The 26,605-nt window shown below is 49.9% G+C and carries 19 protein-coding genes and 1 pseudogene; 3 read left to right on the top strand and 17 right to left on the bottom strand.

The window, feature by feature from the left end; genetic code table 11:
- Window positions 1–25 precede the first annotated feature (25 nt).
- A complete protein-coding gene (locus tag ACOTSW_RS15515) occupies window positions 26–967 on the top strand; it encodes an L-lactate dehydrogenase (protein ID WP_423679986.1) in 942 nt (313 codons plus the stop codon).
- A gap of 125 nt (window positions 968–1,092) precedes the next feature.
- Here ACOTSW_RS15515 and ACOTSW_RS15510 read toward each other — a convergent pair whose 3' ends face one another.
- The 3 genes from ACOTSW_RS15510 to imuA all read right to left on the bottom strand — a co-directional run bounded on the left by ACOTSW_RS15510 (window position 1,093) and on the right by imuA (window position 6,683).
- Window positions 1,093–4,296 carry an error-prone DNA polymerase gene (locus ACOTSW_RS15510; RefSeq protein ID WP_423679985.1) on the bottom strand — a complete coding sequence of 1,068 codons (3,204 nt, stop codon included), beginning with the start codon at window positions 4,294–4,296 and terminating at the stop codon, window positions 1,093–1,095.
- Window positions 4,296–5,846 carry a Y-family DNA polymerase gene (locus ACOTSW_RS15505; protein WP_423679983.1) on the bottom strand — a complete coding sequence of 517 codons (1,551 nt, stop codon included), beginning with the start codon at window positions 5,844–5,846 and terminating at the stop codon, window positions 4,296–4,298. The genes ACOTSW_RS15510 and ACOTSW_RS15505 overlap by 1 nt, the downstream gene beginning before the upstream one ends.
- 84 nt (window positions 5,847–5,930) lie before the next feature.
- A complete protein-coding gene (gene imuA, locus ACOTSW_RS15500; RefSeq protein WP_423679981.1) occupies window positions 5,931–6,683 on the bottom strand; it encodes a translesion DNA synthesis-associated protein ImuA in 753 nt (250 codons plus the stop codon).
- A 417-nt stretch (window positions 6,684–7,100) separates the two neighbouring features.
- On the opposite strand from imuA, the gene ACOTSW_RS15495 reads away from it, so the two are divergent.
- Window positions 7,101–7,328, top strand: a complete 228-nt coding sequence (locus ACOTSW_RS15495) for a hypothetical protein (protein WP_423679980.1) — start codon at window positions 7,101–7,103, stop codon at window positions 7,326–7,328.
- Window positions 7,329–7,472: 144 nt separating this feature from the next.
- On the opposite strand, the gene ACOTSW_RS15490 is transcribed toward ACOTSW_RS15495, so the two are convergent.
- Both ACOTSW_RS15490 and ACOTSW_RS15485 read right to left on the bottom strand, forming a co-directional pair.
- Window positions 7,473–8,099 (bottom strand): 4'-phosphopantetheinyl transferase family protein, encoded by a 627-nt coding sequence (locus ACOTSW_RS15490; protein WP_423679978.1) that lies wholly within the window; start codon window positions 8,097–8,099, stop codon window positions 7,473–7,475.
- A gap of 4 nt (window positions 8,100–8,103) precedes the next feature.
- On the bottom strand, window positions 8,104–12,174 hold the full coding sequence (locus ACOTSW_RS15485) for a Pls/PosA family non-ribosomal peptide synthetase (RefSeq protein ID WP_423679977.1): 4,071 nt from the start codon (window positions 12,172–12,174) through the stop codon (window positions 8,104–8,106).
- 407 nt (window positions 12,175–12,581) lie between these two features.
- Here ACOTSW_RS15485 and ACOTSW_RS15480 point away from each other — a divergent pair, with 407 nt between their 5' ends.
- The gene (locus ACOTSW_RS15480) at window positions 12,582–14,252 is read left to right on the top strand and encodes a CHASE domain-containing protein (RefSeq protein WP_423679976.1); all 1,671 of its coding nucleotides are present in this window, start codon (window positions 12,582–12,584) and stop codon (window positions 14,250–14,252) included.
- Window positions 14,253–14,256: 4 nt separating this feature from the next.
- On the opposite strand, the pseudogene ACOTSW_RS15475 reads toward ACOTSW_RS15480, so the two are convergent.
- The 12 genes and pseudogenes from ACOTSW_RS15475 to cydB form a co-directional block, all read right to left on the bottom strand.
- Window positions 14,257–14,358: pseudogene (locus tag ACOTSW_RS15475) on the bottom strand (IS5/IS1182 family transposase); the annotation flags it as partial.
- Window positions 14,359–15,203: 845 nt separating this feature from the next.
- Window positions 15,204–15,911: a M48 family metallopeptidase gene (locus ACOTSW_RS15470; protein ID WP_423679975.1), complete on the bottom strand. Its 708-nt coding sequence runs from the start codon at window positions 15,909–15,911 to the stop codon at window positions 15,204–15,206.
- A complete protein-coding gene (locus ACOTSW_RS15465; RefSeq protein WP_423679974.1) occupies window positions 15,911–19,024 on the bottom strand; it encodes a type I restriction endonuclease subunit R in 3,114 nt (1,037 codons plus the stop codon). The genes ACOTSW_RS15470 and ACOTSW_RS15465 overlap by 1 nt, the downstream gene beginning before the upstream one ends.
- Window positions 19,025–19,091: 67 nt before the next feature.
- A complete protein-coding gene (locus tag ACOTSW_RS15460; RefSeq protein ID WP_423679973.1) occupies window positions 19,092–20,051 on the bottom strand; it encodes a nucleotidyl transferase AbiEii/AbiGii toxin family protein in 960 nt (319 codons plus the stop codon).
- A complete protein-coding gene (locus tag ACOTSW_RS15455; RefSeq protein ID WP_423679972.1) occupies window positions 20,023–20,439 on the bottom strand; it encodes a DUF6088 family protein in 417 nt (138 codons plus the stop codon). The genes ACOTSW_RS15460 and ACOTSW_RS15455 overlap by 29 nt, the downstream gene beginning before the upstream one ends.
- A gap of 126 nt (window positions 20,440–20,565) precedes the next feature.
- Window positions 20,566–21,801 (bottom strand): restriction endonuclease subunit S, encoded by a 1,236-nt coding sequence (locus ACOTSW_RS15450; RefSeq protein ID WP_423679971.1) that lies wholly within the window; start codon window positions 21,799–21,801, stop codon window positions 20,566–20,568.
- Window positions 21,794–23,530: a type I restriction-modification system subunit M gene (locus tag ACOTSW_RS15445; protein ID WP_423679970.1), complete on the bottom strand. Its 1,737-nt coding sequence runs from the start codon at window positions 23,528–23,530 to the stop codon at window positions 21,794–21,796. Before ACOTSW_RS15445 ends, ACOTSW_RS15450 begins: the two co-directional genes overlap by 8 nt.
- Before the next feature lie 324 nt (window positions 23,531–23,854).
- The gene (locus ACOTSW_RS15440; protein WP_423679969.1) at window positions 23,855–24,244 is read right to left on the bottom strand and encodes a group II truncated hemoglobin; all 390 of its coding nucleotides are present in this window, start codon (window positions 24,242–24,244) and stop codon (window positions 23,855–23,857) included.
- A gap of 128 nt (window positions 24,245–24,372) precedes the next feature.
- Window positions 24,373–24,978, bottom strand: coding sequence for a hypothetical protein (locus tag ACOTSW_RS15435; RefSeq protein WP_423679968.1), 606 nt, complete (start codon window positions 24,976–24,978; stop codon window positions 24,373–24,375).
- A gap of 5 nt (window positions 24,979–24,983) precedes the next feature.
- Complete coding sequence (locus ACOTSW_RS15430; protein WP_423679967.1) at window positions 24,984–25,271, bottom strand: cyd operon YbgE family protein; 288 nt, start codon at window positions 25,269–25,271, stop codon at window positions 24,984–24,986.
- Complete coding sequence (cydX, locus tag ACOTSW_RS15425) at window positions 25,268–25,390, bottom strand: cytochrome bd-I oxidase subunit CydX (RefSeq protein ID WP_423679966.1); 123 nt, start codon at window positions 25,388–25,390, stop codon at window positions 25,268–25,270. The genes ACOTSW_RS15430 and cydX overlap by 4 nt, the downstream gene beginning before the upstream one ends.
- A 78-nt stretch (window positions 25,391–25,468) precedes the next feature.
- On the bottom strand, window positions 25,469–26,605 hold the full coding sequence (gene cydB, locus ACOTSW_RS15420; protein ID WP_423679965.1) for a cytochrome d ubiquinol oxidase subunit II: 1,137 nt from the start codon (window positions 26,603–26,605) through the stop codon (window positions 25,469–25,471).

Below are 26,605 nucleotides of genomic sequence, written 5' to 3'. Positions count from 1 at the left end.
AACGCATTTCTTCCCGAAAGTATTTATGAAAATTGGCATTGTCGGTACCGGCAACGTTGGCAGCACGGCGGCTTATTCACTGGTGTTGCAGGGCATAGGCAGCGAACTGGTGCTGGTTGATCATTTCCCTGCGCTGGCAGAGGCGCATGTGATGGATATTTTGCATGCGACGCCGTTTTCGTATCCGGTGAATGTGCATGGCGGCACGTTTGCCGATCTGGCTGGCTGCGCGCTGGTGATTGTGGCGGCGGGGGTGAATCAGCAGCCCGGCGAAACGCGGCTTGCGCTGTTGCAGCGAAACGCAGAGATTTTCGCGGGCATTATTCCGCCCATAGTGCGGGCGGCGCGAGATGCGATTATTCTGATTGCGACCAATCCGCTCGATATCATGACGCAGATCGCTACCAAACTTGCGGTGCGGGAAGGGATGCCAGCGTCCCGTGTGCTCGGCACCGGCACCATGCTCGATACCGGGCGTTTCCGCACACTGCTGGGCCAGCGCTATAACGTCGCGCCGAGTTCTGTGCATGCGTATGTGCTGGGTGAACATGGTGATTCTGAGGTGCTGAACTGGTCGGGTGCGAGTGTGGCGGGCGTGCCACTCGAGCAATTTGCGCTCGCCAGCGGCCAGCCGCTGACTGCAGAAATCATGCAGCAGGTGGATCAGGATGTGCGGCGTGCCGCTTATAAAATCATCGCGGGCAAAGGCTCTACCTATTACGGCATCGGTGCGGCAATTGCGGCACTCAGCCGTTGCATCTTGTTTGACGAGCGCAGTGTGTTTACGGCGAGTTCGGTGATGACGGAAGTCGAAGGTGTGCCGGATGTGGCCTTGTCGCTGCCGCACATTATCGGGCGCAACGGCATAGAAATGACGATATTGCCGACACTGAATGCGGAAGAACATGCGGCATTAAAGCAAAGCGCGACGATTATCAAAACGCATTTGCAGTCGATACAGTATTAAGGCTGTCTTAAATAAACTGTGTTTCAAGCTGACCAGAGCGAGACTGAATCAGCATGAGGCTTGCCGGGCAAAATGTGCTGCGAAGGCGCATGATGATTGAGAGATTCCGGTCTGGACATGCCAGATCAACAAAAATCACGGCTGCTGACGGCAAGCTCGCCCAGCAGATGCGACATATCCACCAGCCGCTTGGCGACCAGATGGCAGACTTCATTCTGGCGCTGCCATATTCCATACACACCCAATAAGCGCGCGCCCAGCACCTCGCGCCTTTGCTGCTCCAGCAGCGATGGCCAGATAATCACATTCACCGGGCCGGTTTCATCTTCTATCGTCAAAAACAAAACGCCATTGGCAGTTCCCGGGCGTTGCCTGACGGTGACGATGCCGCAGGCGCGGGCAAACTGATCTTGCTGAAAGGTGTTGAGCGTCTCGGCTGGCAGAAACCGTTTCGCCAGCAATTGCGTGCGCAGCAAAGCAACAGGATGCCGTTGCAAAGTCAGCCCCATGCTGTGGTAATCGCTGAAAATTTCTTGTGCTTCCGAAGGCGCACGCAACTCTGGCGCAGATTCCTGTAACGTGGTCGGGCGCAGTAAATCTTTATCCGGCAAGGAGCCGACTGCCTGCCACAAGGCCTGACGCCGGTGACCAGCGAGCGAGGTGAGGGCGTTGCCTGCCGCCAGCACCTGCAGATCATGACGGTTCAGATCTGCACGTCGCGCCAGATCGGTGACATCGGTAAACGCCTGTTGCTGACGCGCTTGTTGTATGCGCAGCGCTGCCGCTGCCGACATGCCATTCAGCAAGGACAGCCCCAGACGCACCACAGGTTGTGGCGTCTGGGTGTAGCGGTTGAAATGCATGTCCGGCTCGAGCGAGCTATCCCAGTTGCTGTGCATGACATCGACGGCGCGCACCTGCACATCATGGCGGCGTGCGTCTTGCAATAACTGCGATGGTGAATAAAACCCCATTGGCTGCGAATTCAGCAGCGAGCATAAAAAAATCGCCGGCTCATGTCGTTTGATCCAGCTGCTGACATAGGCCAGAATGGCGAAGCTGGCGGAATGGCTTTCAGGAAAACCATATTCGCCAAAACCTTTCATCTGTTCGAATATGCCTTCGGCAAAGGTTTCGCTGTAACCGTTGCCGACCATCGCATTGACGATGCGGTCGTGGTAAGACTCCAGCCCGCCTTTGCGTTTCCAGGCGGCCATCGCGCGTCGCAAGCCATCGGCTTCGCCAGGCGTAAAGTCGGCGGCGAGCATGGCGATCTGCATCACTTGTTCCTGAAAAATAGGCACGCCGAGCGTGCGCCCCAGCGCTTTTTGCATCGCCGGATCATGATAGGTTTCTACCGCTTCCAGCGCCTGACGCCGCCGCAGATATGGATGCACCATGCCGCCTTGTATCGGCCCGGGGCGCACAATGGCAACCTGCACCACCAGATCGTAAAATTCGCGCGGGCGTAAGCGCGGCAGCATGCTCATCTGCGCCCGCGATTCAATCTGGAACACGCCGACGGTATCGGCTTTGCAGATCATGTCATAGGTGGCGACGTCTTCGCGCGGAATGTCCTGCATCGTGGCTGGTTTGCCGGGAAACATCGCCATCATATCGAGTGCCAGCTTTAATGCCGATAACATGCCGAGCGCCAGCACATCGACTTTCAGCAAACCCAGCGATTCAAGATCGTCTTTATCCCACTGAATCACGCGGCGGTCTTTCATGGCGGCGTTTTCTATCGGCACCAGGCGCGATAACTTGCCGCGTGCAATCACGAAGCCGCCGCTGTGTTGCGACAGATGGCGCGGAAATCCTAATAAACGTGTTGCCAGTGTTGCCCATTGCTGTGCCAGCATGGATTGCGTATCGAGACCACATTCTTCAAAGCGCTGCAGTAAATCCTGCTTGCTGTCGAACCAGCGGTGAGATTTTGCGACAGCATCAATAATTGCCAGATCAACGCCTAGCGCCTTGCCGACTTCGCGCAGCGCACCGCGCGGGCGATAGGTATGTACGGCAGCCGCCAGCGCAGCACGATTGCGGCCATATTTGTTGTAGATATATTGCATTACCTCTTCACGCCGCTGATGTTCAAAATCGACATCGATGTCTGGCGGTTCGCCACGTTCTTTGGAAATGAAGCGTTCAAACAGCAGTGTGTTCACCTCGGGATTCACCTCTGTGATGTGCAGGCAATAGCAAACGACGGAATTAGCGGCGGAACCACGCCCTTGGCAAAGAATGTCCTGGCTGCGGGCAAATTTGACGATATCGTGCACCGTCAGAAAATAAGGCTCATAAGCCAGATCGTTAATCAGATGCAGCTCATGTTCTATCGTTGCCGCGACGTGATCCGGTATGCCTTTGGGATAACGCAGATGCGCACCTGCCATAACTTCCTGCCGCAGATAGAGCGCGGGCGTCATGCCTTCGGGCACCAGTTCATCCGGATATTCATAGCGCAATTCATCCAGTGAGAAATGGCATAAGCTGGCAATGCGCAGCGTTTCAGCCAGCGTCGATGGTGGATAAATACTGGCCAGCCGCAATCGCGAGCGCAGATGCTGTTCTGCATTGGGGGCCAGTGCATAACCGCAATCGGCAATGGCTTTGCCTAGACGTATAGCTGTCATCGTGTCCTGCAAAGGCTTGCGCGAACGCACATGCATGGTGACATGGCCGATGGCGACGACCGGTAACGCATATTCAGCGGCGATATGGCTGACATGCTGCAATTGATAAGCGTCAGCTAATTGCAGCAGCAGATTCAGCCCCATCCAGCTGCGTTGTGGAAAGACCTGCGCGCACCAGGCCGCCTGCTGTGCCAGAACGGGTGGGCGCAAAGGATATTCGGGTACCAGTATCAGTAAGCAATCCGGCATACCAGCAAGATGTTCGTAACCGGCTGGCGGATGACTGAAGTCGGTAGTATTGAGCAAATAGCTGCCTTTGATGCAGCGGCTGCGGGCCAGTGTGATAAGCTCAGACAGATTGCCATAGCCTTCGCGGTTGCAGGCCAGAATAATCAGCGTCGGCCCCGGCATACTATTTCCTGTTTCAGTCAGCCTGAAATAAGCGCCGACTATCAGCGGCAACGCATGTTTTTTGGCTTCCTCATGCGCGCGTACGATGCCCGCGAGAGAGCATTCATCGGTAATCGCGATTCCCTGATAGCCGAGATTCACCGCGCGTTTGACTAACTCTTCGGCATGCGAGGCGCCTTCCAGAAAACTGAAATTTGAGAGGCAGAATAATTCTGCGTATCCGGGCAATTGATGGCCAGCAGACGCAGCAGCATTGTGTTCATGCTCATCGTTGGGCATCAGCCAAACACCCCATGCAAAAACCAGCGCGGTGCCGTGCTTTCAGGATCGCTGGAACGTTCGCGGTAAATCCAGTAACGGACATGATCTGCGCTGGTGGCAACAAAATAATCGCGGGCCTGGGTTTGCGTAGTCCACCAGCCCGCTTCTATACGTTCTGCGGGTGAAACTATCGTCAGAATTGAGCGGTAATACGGGCGATGTTGCCGCAACGTCAGCGGCAATGGCTGCGGCAATAACCATGCGGGTCTGTGGAGCAAAGCAGCGGCAGGCATCTCTGCACCTGCCGGGCGTTTTTGCATGACCGATATCCATTGATTCGCAATTTCAGGCCGGTGATCGGCCAGTGGCGCGGCTTGCAAGACATGATCCTCGCCCAGCCGGGCCACCAGCAAGGCCAGCAAACGCTGATGGTCTTCCGGCTTTCCTCCCGGCTCTGGAAACAAAGATTCGCTTTGCACATCAAGCGCAACCGTCTCTGGCGCCTCCAGCACCAGCGCTATCACCGCAGATGGCAGGCTGAGTTGCGCTAACTTTTCTTTGAGCAGTGGCAGCAAATGCGCGTCTTGCCAGCAAGCTTCAGCCATAACGATGTTCAGTATGCTTGGCGCGACCGCCTGACGACCGCGCTCATGCTGCAACTGCAGGCGGATTTGCTTCACAGCGAGACGATGCACACTGAGCCAGCCGCTTAATTGCCTGAGCAGGCTATGGCAATACGTCAGTATCATATCGCTGCGCTCCAGCCTGTCGGGCAATTCCAGGCTGGCATGGAATCGCGGCGCTGCCACGACCCAGGTGAATAAAGTGCTCTGCCTGCCATAGACCTGATCCAGCTCATCCAGCAAGGCTTTACCAAAACGACGTTGCACACCAGCGCGCGGCAGTTGTTGCAGATGAAAAAGTGTGTGACATGCCAGCCCTTGCAATAATTCCAGACAGGGACGGGCATGTATCAGCAGACTGACTGGCAGCCCATTCAGCCGGGTGGGCAAGCGCTGCGGATGTAAACACTGCGCGCCGGATTTGTGCTGGCGGGCCGCATCACGCGCCAGTATGCAGGCGGCTTTGGCAAACGGGGCGCAGGCAATGGTGGTATGCAAACCCAGTATTTCCATGGTTTGCCGTACATGCTGACGCAATGCCCGCAAGCTACCGAACAGACGCAAACTGGCACCGATATCGAGCACGATGGTGGCTTCTTCTGCGATGGCTACCTGCGGCGTATATCGCAATAAGGCGATGGCGGCAGCCTCTAAGGCATTTTTTTGTCTGACTAAATCCCGCTGAAACAACTTTGCCGTTGGTAGCAACATGAGAACGCCGCCACGCCGCATGCCTGCGCGTACGCCAGCCTGTTGCGCGGTTTCAGACATCGCTGTCACGCGGTTTTGCTGTAAGACGACGCTGCCGTGATCTTCTCTGCGCCGCTGCCAGTACGGTAAAAACACATCCAGCTCCAGCAAAGGGAAATGCACCGCAATCCAGAGCTGCGGTGGTCCAGCTGACTTACTGGCTGTTGCGAGTTTGTGCGATCTGACTGACGACATTTCTGTATTTGCATCTGCATCTACACTGATTTTTCGCTCATGTCGCGGAAGGAAGGGTGCCGTCATACTTCAGCCTTTTTTGCATCACTCAGTTGCATGCTTAGCTTGCAGATGATTGTGAAAAACAGCGGAAACTTTGTGCCGGACAGATGTGGTCTCGACAGGTATAGAAGGTGAGATTTCCGGTGCACGCGGGCTGATATAGGGATTGAGATGCGGATTGAGATACGGGTGATCAGGTAAATACAAAGGCAAAGGTGCCTCGCGCAATGCCCCGCGTCGTTTAAGTAAATGCACTTGCAAACCAAATGCTGTCGGCCGCACGCTGACACGCAGAGGTGCAGGCGATGCAGAGGCTGCCGCACGTAAAGGTCGTATCAGACAAAACAAAGTCTCAGAGGCTTGTGCTGCCAGATGCAGTCGTCGCAATGCCTCGGTGCGTATCTGCGGCTGCCAGAATAGCAAGGTACCGCAACTGCCATGCCGTAATATTTGCTCCGCAGCCCACAAACTGTCTGCATGTTTATCGCACGCTACCCACAGTAATTGCGATGAGCACAATTGCTGACTCAATAAAGCCGTGACTTGCGGTGTGTAGGGGGGTGCCAGCAAAGCAAGCGGGCGCGCGCCCATTTTTTTTATTGCCGGTAATAACAGTCGTAACTCTGCTGTGCCTGCTTGTTCGGTCAGTATCTCTGTCAACTGACCTAATGGCCAGCCGCTATCCGGCAACTCCCGGTTCAGAGCTATGTAGCCGCTTGCCACTGTTTTTGCCACGCCGTGCGCGAGTTGCGATGCGCGCCAGAGTGCGGGGTGCAGGTCTTGTAGGCCATTCAAAACAGGGATTTGCGTATTCTTATTCATGCCAAAATAAATTTATACTGATTATGCGTACAGTATAAATCAGACTATCTGAACTGCAATAGTTTTTCAGACGTAGCTGCAATATCGCTGAAAAGTGAAGCCAGATAATGCTTTGCGGGGATATACAGATTTCTCGGCAGTGGAAAGTTTGCGACACTTTTAAATATACTGATTGCATATACAGTATTTTATGTTAAAGTGCTTTCCATGGACAAACGATGAGTCAGTGATGAATGAAAGCCTCACTGAACGATGCAGTCGATGATGTCCTTCGCGATCTTTTTTGTAACAAGGTAGTTCATTATTTTTTGTAGTGACCGGAAATGCTCTGCGCTTCAAGGGTCAGAAAAAAGTATGAACTGCCTTTATAACCAACCCGGAGATTCATTTATGGCATACCTCAATCAGTCTTTTGATACGCGTTTCAGTCTGCAATTGTCGCCAACTTCTTTTTTACTGCGCTTAGGTCGTCGCGAGATATTTGTCTGCCGCGATTACAGACAGCGTGCTTATTACGTCAATCCCGTACTGGATTGCTCCACAGGTGTACAGCCAGGACATCTGGAAATTTTGTTCTGCAAGAAATGGCTGATTATTTTGTCCAAGGCAAACTGGTAAGCACTGAGGATTCGCGTCTTATGCTTCGCAATATGCACGCCTGATTTTGCTATTTTTGTTATTGCTTGTGCATACCGTAGTGCAGCAGTATCAGCAAGCGCAACAGCCTGAACAGTAGCCTTGCAGGTAAGGCTGGGGAAATGATCAGGGTCGCAATATCAGCGTGCCGATATAGCCAGCAGGCAATGCCAGCGCATAGATTTGAGCATCTTTTAAAACCGATGCCATCTGTTGCTGAACGTGGTCATCGTACTCTGTCATGGCAATGCCAGCACATTTAAAACGCGCTTCCATCATTGTCCAGTAATGCGCAAACAGCGTTGCGCGTTCACCATCTTGCACCTGTTGTAGTGCTGCGATTTGCTGAGGACTGAAATAGATACCGGCAATATCCTGCCAGTCATCCATAGCCTTTACTGCCATCAGGTCGATACCCGGCTGCTGTTTCTGACTGATCGCGGCTAACGATAAGCCAGATTCATGGCTGACGGAAATAAAAACTTCTTGTGCGGCAACGACGCATTGCAGTTTGCTACCTGCGACACGGATCAGCCGTATCTGTTCCGCTGCACTGGAAAACGCCTGCATCAGTAATTCAGTGATGGCGAGATGCAGTTGTTGTCTGGCGGTTTCGCGCTGAAGATTTGGTGGAAAAGACAGTCCGATCACCACATTGGACTGTTGCCTGAAATAATCGAGAGCAGACCAGCGCTGTGTTTCCCAGTCATAGACAGGGAAATCTGGCAGGCTTACAGCGCGCAGGTCCGGCATATTGCTAGTTATTTGCCGTCATCGCGGCCGGGCAACCGCGCCAATGCGAATTCGCAGGAATAAACTCCCCTTTCATCACCAGCGTCAGCGCCCCCAGGCTTGCATCATTACCGACAACTGCGCTGTACAACACGGCACTGCGCGGCCCCATGTAAACACGTTCACCGATGCTGACATGATCAATTTTCATGACGCGATCTTCAAATAAATGGGTTTGCGGGCAGGAGAGGGCATTGATTTCGCTGTGGTCGCCAATGCTGACACAATCAAACTCAGTAATATCGGTTGTGTCCATATACACACCGCGACCAATTTTGCAGCCAAGCAGATTGAATGCCAGCGGTAACCAGGGCGTACCACGCAGATAGCGCATGAAATTCGGTACAGCAATCCCTTCGTATAAATTCGTAATGCCTTCCGATAACCAGACAAATGGCGTCCACATGGGGACGCTGGCTTTCTTATAACGGAAAATCAGCAGCCATTTCAACACCAGTACAAAGACAAAACTGCCGACTCCATACAGCAAGCCTGAGGCTACCAGGTAATACAACACCTCAGCCCAACGGTCTTCCCCCGCGAGCGGCATCAGGTCAAGAACGACGGTGTAACCAACGGCAATCACCATCGCGTGTGGCGCAATAATCCGGAAAGTTTCAACCAGCGTGCGTCCTATGCGTCGCATCACTGAAGGCTTGAACGTTAAACTTTCAGGGAAACCTTTGACCTCTTCGCGTGCCGGCAAATTGATCGGCGGCGACCCCAGCCAGGTATCGCCATTTTTCATTTGCGCATTGTCTGGCGCGCAGGTGTGCACGCCTATCAGCACATTCTCGGGCAGTACTGTTCCATCCGGGATGTAGGCGCCGTTGCCGACAAAACTACGGCGCGAAACGACCGTTGGATGCATGGTCATCCAGCCACGATCTATCTGCTCATCACCAAGTAACACAGCGTCGGCAATGAAGGTTTCATCGCCCAGTGTCAGCATGTCCGGCACCACGCCCAATGCCGTTGAAATTTCAGCGCCTTTGCCGACTTTGGCACCCAGCATCCGGTACCAGAACGGTGCATATACCGTTGCATACACGCCATGCAGCACATTCAGACTCGATTCCTGAATCTGATTAACCAGCCATTTTCCGCAATAGATGTTGCCATGTACCGCGTAACTACCCGGTTTCAGTTTGGGCAGAATGCTCCAGCGTATACCAGCAGAAAGCAGGGCAGTGCAGACGATCAGAACAGCTGTCGCCGGAAACGCGAGTATGAAATATTTCGCCAGTTGCAAAGGAACCGAATTGGTTTGCAGCCACGGGAAATTATCCGCATTATCGAACCAGTCTATCGTCACAAAACTGGGGAAGACCGGCATAAAAAACAGCGCGCTGATAAACAGCGAGCCCACGATGAAAAAGGTGTTTTCGCCGATCGCGCGCAGCTTACTGTAAGCCGGTCTTGCGGGATAAGCATTGGCATCAAACGCGCCAACATCTTTTGCCGGGGATCCTTTCCAGATACGATCGCGTGGAATAATCTGACCTTCCGCCAATGCGGATTGCCCTTCCAGATGCGCGCCTTCTTCCAGCGTGACATTTCCTTCGAGTACGCAATACGAACCGACATAAGCATCTTTGGCGATGTTGATGCTGCCGATCAGAAGTTCACCATGCTGAACCCGCACATTTTCCAGATTCGTTGCATTGCCTATGCTGGCACCATCCCCGATGGACAGCAGATCCGGCGCACGCAAGGTGATCGAACCTATCATCACATCGCGGCCTATCTTCGCGCCGAGTGCACGTAGCCACCACGAATACAATGCAGAACCACTCAGCATATAGACTGGCGCGGCATCAACCAGCCGATCTGCCAGCCACCAGCGGAAATACGTCACGCCCCACAACGGATAACGACCGGGTTTCAATCGTCCGGCAATCAGCCATTTGCCGATAATCGCAATCGCGAATTCTGCAACCGTCAATAATAAAAACACGCCAACCGACAACAACACTGCGCGCGTAATCGAGTCACCGGGGTCACCAGTAAAGAAATGGTAAGCAAAAAACGGCGTCAGCCATTGCACCATACGCATGGCCACCAGCCACGGCACCGTAGCAGCCTGCGCCGCGCCACAGATCCAGCGTTTCCAGACTGGTGCCGGGTTCCAGGTTTCCTGAGCATCTGCGAGGGCCGCATCCTGCAGCAAACCGGCGGCCTCCAATACCTCAGAAATACCTTGCACACTGCGACGCTGATAGATGTCGGCAATCTTGAAATACGCAAAACGGGGATGTTTTCGTAATACAGACACCAGTTTTGCCGCCATCAGCGAATGGCCGCCAAGATCATTGAAAAAATCGGCGTCGCGCCGTATTGTCTGTCCGGGGAATAAGCTTGCCAGCGCACTGAACAACACTTCCTCAGTTGCGGACTCCGCAACGTCCGATTCGCCGGATGCGGCTACGGCTTGTAAGACACATCGTTTTAACTCGTTGCGATCGATTTTTCCTGAGGTCAGGCGCGGAACTTCCGTCATGAATTCGAAGCGCGACGGCACCATATATGGTGGCAGAAGCGCGCTAAGTACGCCCCGCAAGCCTGCGCCGAATTCAGCGTCGGATTGCGTCGCCATCGATGCAACCGTATTTTCTGCATGAATGTCTTCGCGGACGATGAACGCAACGATCTGGTCTATACCCTGATCCTGACGCAAGACCACGGCGACAGTACCAACACCGGTTTGCTGTGCGAGGACAGTTTCAATTTCCCCTAACTCAACCCGGAAACCGCGAATTTTCACCTGATCATCGGCACGCCCAAGACAAACAACGCTGCCATCCGGCTGTATGCAGGCCAGATCACCGGTTCTGTATAAACGTGCTTCGTTTGCTTGTGTTGCCCACGGATTCGGCAGAAATTTTTCTGCTGTTAAATCGGGGCGTCCCAGATAACCAGTTGCGACGCCAGGGCCGGAAATGCAAAGTTCCCCCGTCTCTCCCCACGGCAACAAGCGCAGACCATGTTCAATATCGGTTGCAATCACCATCAGCGAATAATTTGGCAGAGGTTTGCCTATCGTCACCGCTTGCTGAGGCTGCAACGATGCAAGACTGGCCGATACCGTTGCCTCCGTCGGGCCATAGGTATTGAACATCTGCCGTCCCGGTTTGCTCCAGCGATTAACCAGCGCTTCCGGGCACATTTCGCCGCCAAGATTAATCAGACGCAGGCTGGCAACATCTTGCGAAAATAAAGCGAGCAGGGTAGGGACGGCATGTAAAACGGTAATGTGATTTTCTGCGAGCGCGACAGGCAGCAGATCAGGGTCGGCCGTAATCGCTTTAGGTGCTATCCATAAGGTTGCCCCCACCAGATAACTAATCCAGATTTCTTCGAATGACATATCGAAGGCCACTGAAAATCCCTGATAGACCCAGTCGGACGGCGCAATCTGCAATACCTGATTTTCACTGCGTAAAAAATGGCAGATACTTGTCTGACTAACAAGTATGCCTTTCGGCTTTCCGGTCGAGCCTGATGTGTAAATAACATAGGCAGGATCTGTGGAGTGACTACCGCGACGTCGCAACAATATTTCAGGCTGATGTGCCGCCGCAATTTCCGCGATCCAGATCGGGAGAGGCAATTGATGCAGCTGACTTTCAAACCCGGCGCAGGACAGGATGCCGGCCGCACTGGCATCTGCCAGGCAAACTGCGATACGCTCGACCGGCGTATCCGCATCAAAAGGAAGCCAAGCTGCTCCGGTTTTCGCAATGCCTGCCTGCATGACCAGCAGATCAATACCATGCGGTAACCATAAGCCGACGATTTGCCCGGGGCCGACCCCGGCTGAAATCAAAAATGATGCGACGCGATCTGCAGCTGCGTTTAACTCACTGTACGTCAGTGCGCGTTTTTCAAAAATCAGCGCCGTTTTATCCGGGTAACGGGAGGCTGTCGCTTCCAGCAGGTCTGCAAGGATTTCTTCGCGAATCAGATCGGGCTGAGACTGACCATACAAAATTCCGTTATCCGGTGTATTGACAAAGGTGCTGCTTGACGAGGGCATAAGTATTCAGAATTGGTGACAACGATTGTTTGATTGTTTTATATTTTTTACGATGACAGGCAACGTTGAACGTTGATCTGGATCAGAAGGCGGGAATATGCCGCTATGTCGATAGTCTGGCAGTTTATCATTTCGGGAAATTAAATAATGTCGAAATAGCGCGCTTAATCGCAACTGTTTCTATTTATTGCGCAAGAATTGCGCAAGATAAAAATCCGGACATGATCTGTCCACGCATGGAATACCAAAAAAAGACGATGTCGCCGGAAAACGGTTGACCATACCAAAGTCTGTCAGCTATGGTTTGCATTAGATTAATTGGTATGCAAAATCAATCAAATCTGCTGAGATTTCTCAGTGAACTCAGTTAGTAATCGTGTCTGGAACGACTAACCGTTGTATTTTCCATGTTAAAAAAAGAAAACCTCCACTACGGCTTCCAGTTTATTCCATGGGTCATTCTCATTCTCGGTCTCGCACTGACCTATGCACTTCAGGATACGCCGCGCGAAGCCAATCGCCAGGCACTGCACGATGAGTTCGAGTACAGATCGAACGAGACTGTTGATAATATTATCCGGCGCCTGCAAAGCTATGAACAAGTCCTGGAAGGTGTCGCCGGCCTGTTCACCGTCACCCATAACGTCAGTCAGGATGAATTCAACCGCTATATTGAAACACTGAAATTTGAAGATAAATTTCCGGGGATTCAGGGTGTGGGTTTTGCCCGTTTTATTACATCCAAAGAAAAAAGCGCCTTCATCAGCCAAATGCGGGCGAATGGCGCAATTGAATACGATATCCGTCCGGCAGGCGAACGTGAAATCTATGCTCCGATCACCTTTCTGCAGCCACCTAACTGGCGGAACCAGCGTGCGATTGGTTACGATATGTATTCTGAAGCCATTCGCCGCGCAGCACTGAATAAAGCTATCGAAGAAGATAAGACCATCATTTCCGGTAAGGTAAAACTGGTTCAGGAAACCGAGCAGGATGTGCAGGCTGGTTTTCTTATGTATATGCCGATTTACCGTCTGCATAGCCAGCATGACAACATCACTGAGCGACATCAGAATATCGAAGGCTGGGTCTATGCACCATTCCGTATGAATGACCTGATGACAGGAATACTCGGTCATCGTTTCGATGAAAGCAGCGCTCCTTTTCATCTGAGTGTTTATGACGGCCTCTCAACCGAAACGCCCCAGTTGATGTACGACTCAAAAAAAATGACGGAAAACTACGATGCAGTTTTCCGTACCGTCAAACCACTGGCTTTATTCGGACACCACTGGAACATCGTCATCACTTCATTGCCGGCATTCGATGCCAGACTGAAAAGTGACCGGGCAAATATTATTGCCGTTACCGGCAGCATCGCCAGCGTGTTGCTCGCGCTGGTGGTCTGGTTGCTGGTCACCGGACGCTCCCGAGCGCTGGCAATCGCAAGAAATATGACCAGCGAATTACGGCAAAGCGAAGCAGAACAAAAGAAACTGAATCGCGCACTCAGGCTCATCAGCGACTGTAATATCGCTCTGTCACGCAGTGAGAACGAGCATCATCTGCTATCTGAAATTTGCCGTCTGTGCGTCGATAACGGCGGTTATCTGATGGCCTGGGTCGGCTATGCCGAACAGGATGAAGCAAAAACAGTACGCCCGATTGCGCAAGCTGGCTATGAAAGCGGCTATCTTGAAACGATTAATATTTCGTGGGGCAACAATCCGCAAGGACAGGGCCCGACCGGTACCGCCATCCGGACCGGCACACCGCACATCATTCAGAATATCCTGACCAATGCCAGCATGGCTCCTTGGCGTCAGGCTGCATTAGAGCGGGGCTATCAATCCAGCGTGTCATTGCCGCTCATTTGTGACGCAAAAATTCTCGGTGCTTTAAATATCTATGCCTGTGAGGCTGATGCTTTTGATACGGCGGAAGTGCGACTTCTCGAAGAAATGGTGAATGACATTGCTTATTGCATAGTCAGCTTGCGTACGCGTACAGAGAATGCCGAAACTAGGGAAAAACTGGAATTTTTGACGAATTTTGATCCCTTGACTAGGGTCTGTTGACGTTTCACATAGGCAGCCATAAAAAAGCACAGGCCATGGCGACGACACTTTCATAATTTCGCTTCAATTTATCAAACCGGGTTGCCAGCGCCCGATAACGAGCAATGTCCACATGATTCGCTCAACGGGATGACACCTGTTGAATACCGATTATTTCATCAACCTCAAAACTCTAGTAATACCTGGCACTGATTGGGGGAGGTTTACAATCCCTTAATATTTTTTAGATGATCTAATTTAGAAAGCTTAGATGAATAGCTAGAATCTGACATGTGCAAACGTTACGAATGAATGGTAATGTAAAGTATAGTGCTTTCGGGCAACATGATTAAATAAAATTCAAGCAAGGACTGATCGAAGAACTCCGAAAAGTTTTGACATTAAAATTGATTTTACTTGACATGCAAATTCATTTAGCTTGACTTACAAATGCAATAAACTTGACATACACATTAAATTTAACGCCTTTAAAGTAAAAAACTGACCTTATTTAAAGAGAGATTTTTGGAGCACCGGAGAGGCATAGAATAATAGAATAATAGACTGTCAAGCCCATTCCGCATGTGTTGAGCTTTTTTTTGCTAGTTTGAATGGTGACTTTACTACATACGCTCAGGCACCTGATCCAGATCACGAGACATTCTCGTCATCTCTCCTGGTTGCCGATTCTTCTCCTCACATGCGCATAGGAACGCAATACATGTTTGAACAATACACCTATCAAAACGGCGGGCAGCCAGGGAGGGCGATGAATGAGTTGAGTCGCTGCAGTCTCGCCCTCATTTACGCGTTGATATTGAAGTGACATTCGACAACGTGGCAAGTTACCCGGAATTTATCGATCCAGACTATCAAAATCGGCAATTGCAGCACACACTAACAAATTGCCGCTGAATTAAAGGCACCTGCAGGCGCCCTGAATATGCAATTAGCCACCCGAGTTCGGATCAGTTATATCTCAAACCCAACCCCAAACTCCTTCAACCAAGCCTTGCATTCCAAATAGTCCGGCACTATCTTCTCAACCGATTTCCAAAACGCGGGAGAATGATCGTGGTGTTTGAGGTGACATAGCTCATGCACCACTACATAATCAATGATACGGTGCGGCGCCATGATGACTTTCCAGTGAAATTGGATCTCGCCTTTGATATTGCAGCTGCCCCAGCGTGATTTGAAGGTTTTTACGCTGACATCCGTCGGCTCGACACCCACAATGCTGGCATAGCGTTTGACCTTCTCTTTGAAGCGCGTCTCTGCTTGTAAGCGATACCAGTGCGTTAGCATGTCGCGGATGATATGGTCGTGGCGCATGGCCTTGGGAACGACAACCTGTAGCCTGCCCTGCAGCAGCTTGACTGGTTGTAATTTGCCAGTCGTGATCTTGAGCCGGTAATTTCGACCTAAATACGGGAAAGCTTCACCACTCAGCATTTCGCGCTTGGGTGCGGGTTGCTGTTGTTGGTGCAAGTAGAGTTTTTCTTTAATCCAGCGATGCTTATCTTTGAGCAGTTGCTCTATGCGCTCGGCTTCCAATGCTTTTGGCACAGCGATAGATACCACGCCATCTTCTACTTGCAGGCGTGCAGATTTGATTCTGGCTGTGCGAATGACTTCTGCCACGTAGCCATTGCCTGAGATGTATTCGCTACTTGCCATTAGCGGAACTTCACTTTTGCCAAGTCCATGAAGCGGTCTTTGACTTGGTTAATGATTGCCGGATCATCAAAGTTAGAGGCAACTAAGGTGCGTTTAATTTCTCGCTGTACGCGTTTGATTTCATCTTGCTTGTTAAAAAAGTCAACGATGTTCGTTGCTTCATCTAACATCTTCACCAGCTCTTTGGTGATCGCAATGATTTCATCGTGCTTGGCTTCGCTCAAGGCTTCATCGCCTTGGATTCGAGCGACCTCTGCCACCAAGATATTGCGAAAGGCAAACTCGGTTTCATCCAACCCCAAATCAGTCGCGGCTTGCTGGCGATTGCTTTCAATGTTGTCGCGGAAGTCCAAAAGCAGTTGCACTAGCTCGTCCCAATGCTCAGACTTCTTCCGCAAAATTTCATCAAGTCTTGCGCTTAAAGATTTAAAGTATTCTTCGTCCTGCTCCAGATTAATGTCGATGTAATGCTTAATCGCGCTTTCTATCTCCGACGCTTTGGATTCGTCAGACTTGTGTTCTTGCAGTTTCTTCTTGTAATCAACCGCTAGCAGGTCAATCGGAGGGATCTTGGGATCAACGCCTGTGGCGCGGATATGTTCCTCGATCAGGCTACGCACCTTGGCGCCTACGCCCGTCAAGTCAAGTTGTGGGTCACGGTACAGATTACGTGCGCCTTGGTTAATCTTGCCCAACAACGTCATGTCGTGCAAGAAGGGATTCGCACCGACGTCTGGCATCACGATGTTGAGCTGCTTCGCAAACTTCTTGAAATCAATTTCAAACTGCTGGCGTACTTCTTCGTTCTTTAGCACCAATACACACGCGTCGATATCACTCAACTCTTTACCCTTGAAGTGACGAACCACGCGCGTATGCGCAGCCTTGAGCTTGGGAATTTCTTCGCGCAGGTCTTGCAAAGCGCCTGCCACGTCTTCTTTCGAAAACATCTCCAAGGCTTCAGTCAAATAATCGCTCAAACCGAAGTAGTCAACGATATAGCCTTTGTCTTTACCATTGGCGGTGCGGTTCACCCGCGCAATTGCTTGCAGCAAGGTGTGTTCACGCAACTTGCGGTCAAGGTACATCACTTGGCAGATGGGTGCATCAAAACCCGTCAACAGCATGTCTTTGACCACGATGATCGAAAGCGGGCTCTCACTAATCGGTTTCTTGAAGTTATCAATCTGCAGTTTCTGCTGCACAGGGTCGGTGTACGGCGTGTAGAAGGCCTCGTCGTTATGGCTGCCTGAAATAATCACAGCAGATTCTGGTCCTTCTAGCTCATCCAGCGTCTGCTTATAGATGACCGCCGCTCTGCGTGAAGAGGTGACGATCATCGCTTTAAAGCCATCTGGCTGAATTTTCTCGCGATAGTGCTTGAGAATATCGATACATATCCAGCGAATGCGCTGTGGTGCCTCCAGAACGGCTTGTTCAGTGCCAAATTTTTTCTTGATCGCGGCTTTATCTTCGGCGCTGCGGTCGGCGAAGTATTCATCAAACAGTTTGTCGAGTGAATCACCTGTGACTTTGGTTTTCGCTTCTCGCCCTTCGTACAAAATCTGGCACGTCGCGCCATCGGCTACCGCTTGCTCTATCGTGTAGGTATCGATGTAACTACCGAAGGCATGGGTAGTTTTTTCAGAGGTAATGAGTGGCGTACCCGTAAAGGCAATCTTCGGCGCATTGGGTAAGCCGGCATTGATCGCCACACCCAGAGAACCATATTGCGTGCGGTGCGCTTCATCGGCTAAGACAATAATCTTTTCCGAAGTGTTCAACACAGGGAAGTTAGCGTATTCATTCTCTTGAAATTTCTGCACCATCGCTGTGACTAAGTCGGAGCTATCACGTGCCAATAGTTCCTTCAGATGCGCAACCGAATTAGCGTGATACACCGTTTCACCCTGCGCTCGTTCAAATTGCGCGGTGAGCTGTTGATCAAGCTGGGTGCGGTCGGTGATAAACACCAGCTTGTAATCACGCAATTGCGGGTCACGGCGCATCTTCATCGCCAGCATCACCATGGTCAGGGATTTGCCCGAACCCTGCGTATGCCAAATCACGCCACCTTTGTCGCGCTTGTTTGCGCCATTCTTTAAACGTGCAATCGTCTTATGCACCGCACGGAACTGCTGATAACGCGCAATCTTCTTCACCATGCGGCCATCAATGGTTTCAAACAAAGTGAAGCTACGGATAATGTCCAAGAAATTAGCGCGGTCAAACAAACCAGCCAAGAGGATTTCTTGAGAGTTGGCGACGACTGGCGTATTAAGAATCGCGTCATAAGGAACGGAAGAATCATTAACACCTAGCAAGCCATTAGCACCGCCGTCATTCCCGCGAAGGTGGGAATCCAGCGTCGTTACGCATCCCTCACCTTGCGCAGCAACTAACTTTGCCACTCCAACCTCATCCAGCGGATAAGCATCCTTCCATTCCAAATAATGCTCGTACTTAGAACTAATCGTCCCCACTCGCGCCTGATCACGGTGCATGCTCACCATCATCTGGTTATACCAAAACAGCTTCTCTGCACCTTCGTTTTCATGCGGAGCGCGTCGATTGGCATAGCGGCGCAACTGGTCGATGCCTTTCGCCATCGGATCGGTCACATAAGGTGACTTTGCTTCGATCACCGCCAAGGGCAAACCATTCACGAACAAAATAATGTCCGGAATAATCGACTGATTCGGCCCTTCAATTTTGAACTGATTCACGCACAAAAACTCATTGTTCTCGATATTTTCGAAATCTATGATCTTCACCGTCTGCCCACGACGACCATGCCCAAGGTCTTGCTCTACCGATTGGTAATGCACCAGCATTTTCCACAGGTTGAGGTTGGCTTCCATCAAGGTAGGAAATGACGGGTGCGTCATCTCGCGCATCACCTTGCGCAGGTTTTCTTCGCTGATCCATGGATTGATACGTCGCAATGCGGCTTGTAACCGTTTTTCTAGGACGACCTCACGGAAATACTCACGTTCGCCGTTTTCAGCGAAATTCTGCGGCGCGAGTTGCAAGCCATGTTGGTAGTTCCAACCTAAAGCCTGCAGTTGATTGAGCGCGGGGAGTTCTACTTTGTCGTATTCGTCGTTGGTCATATTCAGTTTTTAGAAGCGGCGCACTTAGTTTGGAAGCATCGTACAATTCGAATACGCTTTTGTGCGATTATAAAATTTCAATTAAGTGAAGTGCGCAACGTTTGAAAACCACAAATGCCTCTTCAAAACTTGGCCTGATTTCGCCATAGATCAGCGGCAGCAATCTCGTTTCATATTCAATTTGAGTTTGCTTATCCGTTTCGACTTGGTGCAATGTCTGCGTTAAACACGCTGCAGGGTCTTCTATGAATGCAGCATGCTTAGTGAATTCTTGTACATCAAAATTAAGTAACTCTTTGAAATGCGTCGTTGCTCGTTCAAGAGCGGCAGGATCTTTTTGCATGACGCAATACACATCGTAAATATGCCGCACTAAAGCAGCATCCCAGGGTTCAAGCATGTTGCCGCTACGGTGCAATGCAAACCGACGTAAAAACGAAAGTATTTTTTCTGCCAGGGTTTCTTCGACGGAGATACAAGGGAAGGAAATAGTCTCCCCATCCAATTCAGCCAATTGATTAACCAGGTAACCAATCTCATCAATTTGCAAAGGAAAGCAAGGCTGACGTAACGTGAACTCCAGAATCAAATGTGGACGCAAACTGACATCGCCACTGTAGCGACGCTGATAAAACCATGCCGTTCTAAAATAGCGGTTCTCATTGAAAGTTTTAAACTCAGCCTCATCCGCCACAAAACCAAACTTGGCCATCGCCGCGATCAGTCGTTTTTTTAAATCTTTTAGCTGCTTATTGATCGCGCTGCGCGTCAAACCAGGTACATCTGCAAGCACCAGCTTAATGTCAATATCTTCCGACATTCTGGCAATCATGCCATGTGCTTTAGCTAAACTTGTACCGCCACAAAACACCAATTTAAAATTACCATGACCAATGCCGCTTAACACCCTCAACACATCGGTGACATGGATGTCTTTTTCGAGAATAGCAGGCGTTAATCCACCCACTTCTTTTTCTGCGAGTACCGCGTCAATCAGTTCAACTTGCTCGTTTGTGATTGCTCTCATAGGCAATAGTCTGTTTTCCAAATCCAAGTTTTCGATTGATACGACGATTGCCAATGTTAATCACGTTGCCGGCGGGTAGCTGGGTGCTGCTGCCCGTGTTATAGGCTTGGGTTAATTGACTAGAAAAAGTTTTGACGCCCAATTTGCGCAGAGCAATGGGTGCCAATACTGCCACCGGCTGCACAGGAATCGGCGCACCGGACAGCACACTTTTCTTTGCCTTGGCATACACCCCCACACCTAACTTCACAATAACGCCACGGCTCACGAGACTACGCAAGGCACGACTTACCTGTGCCTCGCTGCCGAGCGCAGCAAATTCATTACGGATAAACACGTCGTCTTTACGACGCGCTATCGAACGCAGCATTTTCTCTTCAACAATCATCACAAACCCCGATCACCACTTATGACTAAATAGTAATTTAAATCATTGAATAATAAAAGAATTTTATTACAAGTTACGATCATCAACCGGACGAAACACTGTGCGACTGGTGATGCCCAATTGCACTTACGGCACTCGAACATTTCCGGTTAGCAGGTCTTGCATAAGAGCCTTTTTCAGATCTACCACGATCTCTAATTTTCTTTGTTTCGACTCAATATTTATATCGACAGCTTGCAGCCTTTTTCGTATTTCCACTTGCTCATCCATCGGTGGTAATGGAAGCAAAATTTCCTTTACGATCCCGGCATTAAGATTTTTTTGCGTACCCTCTTGCACTAACAATCGAAGGTTTTCGTATTCCTTTGAAAAGAAATAAAACAGAAAATATTTATCTAATTCGTTATTCGGGAGCATCGCAAGACATGCTTGGTTCAGGCATGCATCAATCCCCAGCAATGCTACCTTCCCTCTCGTAATTCCTTGCCCATACATAGCCATAAGTACAGAACCCGCTGGAATTAATTTTGTCGAGGAGTTCTTAAGCCCGAGTTCGGTTATGTATTCCTCAGCCGAATATATTGTCGTGTAATTTATTTCACCCGTTTTAATCCAAGGAATATTGCCGTTCCAAAACTCTAAGTTCGTTCGATCTGGAGTTCCACCTGACGTAACTTTACAAATATCACCAACAGCCTTGAACGTCCAAGCCTTCGGAATCCGCCCCACTGGGCTGTCTTTGAATTCTGTGTGACCGATGCCCTTGGTTAATAGCTCCTGCATCATGCCGGTTTTCAGGTCTTTGAGTTTGTTGATTTGCGCTGTTGTGGACGCTATCACCTCGTCAACAGCCGTGAGGATGGAGGCGATTTTTTGTTGTTCTTCGGCTGGTGGAAAAATACCGTGGTATGTTCTAAAAAAATCTGTTGGCACTCTGCGCTGTCCCGCAGACCCGGTCATATTCGATTCACCTTGCATTCTGAATGTTTGATAATTCGTAAAATGATAGATAAACCGAGGATGTGCATTCTTCTTAGCACGTAGGACATGGAATTCCGTGCTACCAAAACCTACGCCATTCACAAGTCGATCGACATAAGCCCCTTTACCATTTTCAAAACATGGCGTAATTTTCGCAACTAAGACATCTTCGTTCTGAAAGCATGTGAAACCTTTGGACACTTCACCGTATCGCCTGATGTTTCTATTTATGATTTTCGCTTGGTTTGATACATCTTCCATCTTGAAGAAAGAAACTTCCGTTTCATTCTCTAAAAGATTGCGGTTAGTGAGTCGCGGGTTAATTTCGGCGAAATACTCAAGACTTTCCTGCAACCAGCCGTCTGGCAAACTTCTACTCATACCCCAACTCCACCAAGTAAGCCTTCATCGCCGCTTCTGCTTGTGCCACTTGCGCATCGAGTTCATGCAAAGACACACGATACTTATCCCACCATCGTTCAAACTGCGCGATCACCGTTGGCTTGTCGGCTGGCAGCAACTGGCGCAGAGCTTCTTTGCTTTCTATCGTTGGGGACCAATCGAAATAATCTGCATCCCTTTGTACCAACACCGCGCTGACATCAAAGCCTTGTAAGATTTCTTCTTGAATGTAATCGTCCATCACTTCACGCACGGGCACACCGCCGTGCAGTAAGGCGCGCACATCGTAGATTTCTGGTGGTGGTGAAGTGTCGGCATAGCGGCGGATATTCAGGTTGTAATCGTTTTCGGCGATCTCTTCTAGGCTAACCACTTTGGCATAGCGTTTAACATCGGCATAGTTGTTAAAAGTCGCGACGATTTTGGCGATGTCTTCTTCACGCAGGCTGTTTTGGTTCTTGCCTTCTTGGTAGTCGAGTTCAGCGTTGATGAACAGCACTTTGCCTTGGCGTTGTGCAGGCTTGTTTTTGTTAATGATGAGAATACTGGCGGGAATGCCTGTGCCGTAAAACAGGGCTGCGGGTAAGCCGATTACAGCTTCGAGCAAATCATCCTTGAGTATGCCTTTACGGATTTCTTTTTCGCTAGACCCACGGAACAAGACGCCGTGCGGCATCACCACACCGGCTATGCCTTCGTTATTGAGCGAAGCAATCATGTGCTGCACAAACGCCAGATCACCTGAATCTTTCGGTGGCGTGCCGTAAGGGAAACGGCCATAGCCGTCGTTATCAGCACTGTCTTTACCCCAAGCGGCAAGGCTGAATGGGGGATTGGCGATGACGCGGTCAAAGCGCATGAGTTCGCCGTTCTGCACGTGTTGCGGTTCGCGTATGGTGTCGCCTTTGCGAATATCGGCATTGAAGACGCCATGCAAGAACATATTCATCTTACAGATCGCCCAGGTGTTCAGATTCATCTCTTGCCCGAATAAGGACAAGTTGGCGGGGTTCTCACCATGCTCTACGAGGTAGTTACGCGTTTGCACCAACATACCGCCCGAACCCACGGTGGGGTCGTAGATACGCATACCTGCATGGGGCTGTAACAAAGCCACCAGCAACTTCACGACTTCACTCGGCGTATAGAACTCACCACCTTTTTTACCGGCAGAGTCGGCAAACATTTTGATCAGGTATTCGTAAGCGGTGCCGAGCAAATCACTCGATTCAAAATCTTGGTTGCGCAGACGATGTTTAGAAAAGTGCGAAAGCAAGTCGGCGAGCTTTTTGTCGGAGAGCTTGTTTTTGATGTTGAAGTCAATCGACACCAACACGCCTTCTAAACTTGTGTTGTGTTCCTCAATGGCTTCGGTGGCTTTATTCAGCTCGGCACCGATATCGTGCTTGAGATCTTTCAAGACATTCCAACGCGCTTTCTCTGGCACGAAGAAAGTATCGTGGTATTCGTCTTCATCTTGCGCCAAGGCTTCCGCCTGCGCTTGTGTTTTGCCAATGCCAATGTAATGCGCAATCACGCGCTCTTGTTCTTCTTCAAAGCTATCAGACAGACGCTTTAAGAACATCATGCCGAAGATATAGTCTTTGTACTCAGAGGCATCCATATTGCCGCGCAAGATGTCGGCCGCGGTCCATAAGTAGGATTCTAGTTGTTGCAGAGTGAGTTTTGGGGTGAGTGTTTGAGACATGCTGGTGTTGCCTTATTTATTATCCAGGAGACAAAGGATAAGGACTATCAAACATACTGGCAAGTGATATGGCTGCCTCTTTCTGTGGAGACGTACAATTCAATTAATTACGCTCATTGCCATCACGGAAAGCTCAATGCACAACCAGATCTGATGGCAGGAATGAACCAGAAGACCCGCAAGCAGGCATTCGACGGCTTTCAATATTCCGATGATCTGTATTTCTGTCAATCTGCTCTTGCGCATTGCTATTCTCCTTCGGCATCTCAATTTGCCGCAAGAACTCTGCTTATGCGTGGCTTGATTTTACGGGAGGGTTACAGATTAAGCATTAATCAAATGATCGGCCATTTGTGCAAACGTGTTGATCAAACTATCCCGCAATGATTTATCTTCCACTTGCTCTGTTAACGCTTGTGCCATACACAACATCCATTCGTCACGTTCAACTTGTCCTACCGAATAAGCAGCATGTCGCATACGTAAGCGGGGGTGACCGTTTTTCTCTATATAAAGAGGCGGCCCCCCGAACCAGCCAGATAGAAATTCAAATAAACTTTGCTCGCTGCCTTTCAGACTTTCGGGATGGATGCTGCGTACTTTGTAAGCTTCGGGTAACTCATCCATTAGTTCGTAGAAACGTTTGACAAGTTTTCTTATTGCGACTTCGCCGCCTAATAAATCATATGGCGTTAAGGTTGTGCCTGTATTCATTTATATTTTCTCAGGTAAAGGAGTTCAAACGCGCGCTTTAACCAATGGAATATACGCATCGATGGAAGAACGACGTTATAGTTTTGTGTCCGCCACACCAGCGTGCCTTTGTTTAACGAATCAATGAATTACAGAGATGTACTGGGAGGCAGCAGGCGAGATAGGAAATCGTCACGACTTGCATCCGCAAACCAAGGATGCCAACGTCTTTGCTCAAGAACATTACTGACTGACCTAGCCTGATAGGCGTGACTACTGAACAAAAGTGTTTCAACTGGCAAAGTGAATACCTTACGTGTCACGCTATCCCAGAGTGCTTCCGGCAAAGCGGGACGTGGCTGATAAGGGCAAGCATCCACGTTAAGTAAATCTCCACAAAAAAAACGATCCTGCCAAAGAAAGCTCAGACAATTTTCTGTATGCCCCGGCGTTGCTATGATCTGCAGATGTTCATTTCCTAGTAGTATCCGCCCACCCATATATTCAGGTATCTGATGTTGTATGCGCGGTGCGTTCAAGGCATCTAACGCCTCGGATTCTCCTGGTATCAGAAGATCGTGTTCATGGGTACGTAATACCCATTTCAATCGCAAGCGGTGCTCATTGAGAATCGCATTAAATACAGGGATATCTGCACTTCTCGGGTCAATAACGACTGCCTCCCCGGATGGAATGTCCGCAAGCAGGTAACTTGTAGTGCGCCCCGTCTCATTGAAGAGCATGCGAAAATACATGATTTTCAATTAGAAAATTTTATTAAAACACCTGCCGCCAGAGCCCCCAAACACGCCCATCCGGAAAACAGCATTTTGAAAATGGGAAATCGAGGAATAAACCCCACCCCATTAACGAAGCCCGCACTCATTGACCAAAAAAACAGCATGAGTAGTGTGTGGTCGACTTCCCCGCTACGGTTTGTGAGTAACGGGGGGTAAAACGTGCCAGTGAGCATGATGAATAGTCCGACGAACAAACTCAGCCAATGAGTTCTAAAAGACTGTTCAGATGGTCGCAAATCGGGAGTCATTTACTTATCCGATCTGCAGCAGTATTACTTCTCGCCTCTTCATTTTCACCCCACATTGCGTTGAGGATTGCAAGCAATACCGCAAAACCAACTCCTAATACCCAAGCGAAATACCACATATGATTTCCTTCGTAGTTTCATTAAACACGATGAATGTCTGACCATCGCTGACGAGTGTCTTACCTCGTTAATCCCTGTTAATACGCAGAATGTTCATTTGCTTCAATTTGTGTCGTGGTCACCTTGCCTCGCATGACGCGATAGGCCCATGACGTGTACAGCACAATTAACGGCATAAAAATCAATGTCGCCCAAAACATAATCCCAAGAGACAAATGGCTGGAGGCACTATCCCAGATGGTCAGACTTGCCGAAGGCATTGTTGAAGAAGGCATAATGAATGGAAACATTGAGGCACCAGCAGTTCCAATGACACCGATCAGTGACAACGATGACACAACAAAAGCAGATAAGGTGTAACGCATTTTCATTAATGCGACTACGACCATAGGACAAGCAATGCCCAATGCCGGGAGTATCCAGAGAAGTGGCTGACGTTGATAATTCAACATCCACGCTCCAGCTTCACGAATGACCGTTTTATTAAGCGGATCAGGAAGTGATGCAGGATTGACAGCAGAAGTAATATGGAAGCCGTCAATATGTTGCAACCAAAATCCTGCTGCAACGAAAGTGATGACCAAAATCAGTGCAGCGATACTTGCACCCCTGATTGCTCGTGTTTGAATGACGCCTTCTGTTCTATGAGCAAGGTAAGTGCCACCGTGCATCGTGATCATCGCGCTACTCACTACCCCGGCTAATAACGCGAAAGGGTTGAGTAGTTGCCAAAAACTACCCGTGTACGTTGAAATTAAATAATTATTAAATTGAAATGGAACGCCTTGCAATAAGTTGCCGAACGCAACACCAAAAATCACTGGTGGAACTGCACCACCCACAAACAGTCCCCAATCCCACGTCTTACGCCAGGTTAGGTTGTGAATTTTACTGCGGTAGTCAAAACCGACAGGCCTGAAAAATAGTGCCCACAACACCACCAGCATCGCCCAATAAAAACCACTGAAAGCGGTTGCATAGACTAATGGCCATGCGGCAAAAATTGCACCGCCACCTGTAATAAACCACACCTGATTTCCATCCCAGTGCGGCCCGACAGTATTGATGACAACCCTTCGCTCAATGTCATTTTTCCCGACAAATGGCAACAGAGTACCAACGCCCATATCGTGCCCATCCATGATCGCGAAACCGATCAATAGCACTCCAACCAACAACCACCAGATAATTTTAAGAGTAGGATAATCCAACAC

The organism is Undibacterium sp. WLHG33 (assembly GCF_049544815.1).
Taxonomy (GTDB): Bacteria; Pseudomonadota; Gammaproteobacteria; order Burkholderiales; family Burkholderiaceae_D; genus Undibacterium.
This window is presented reverse-complemented; position numbering and strand designations above follow the sequence as displayed.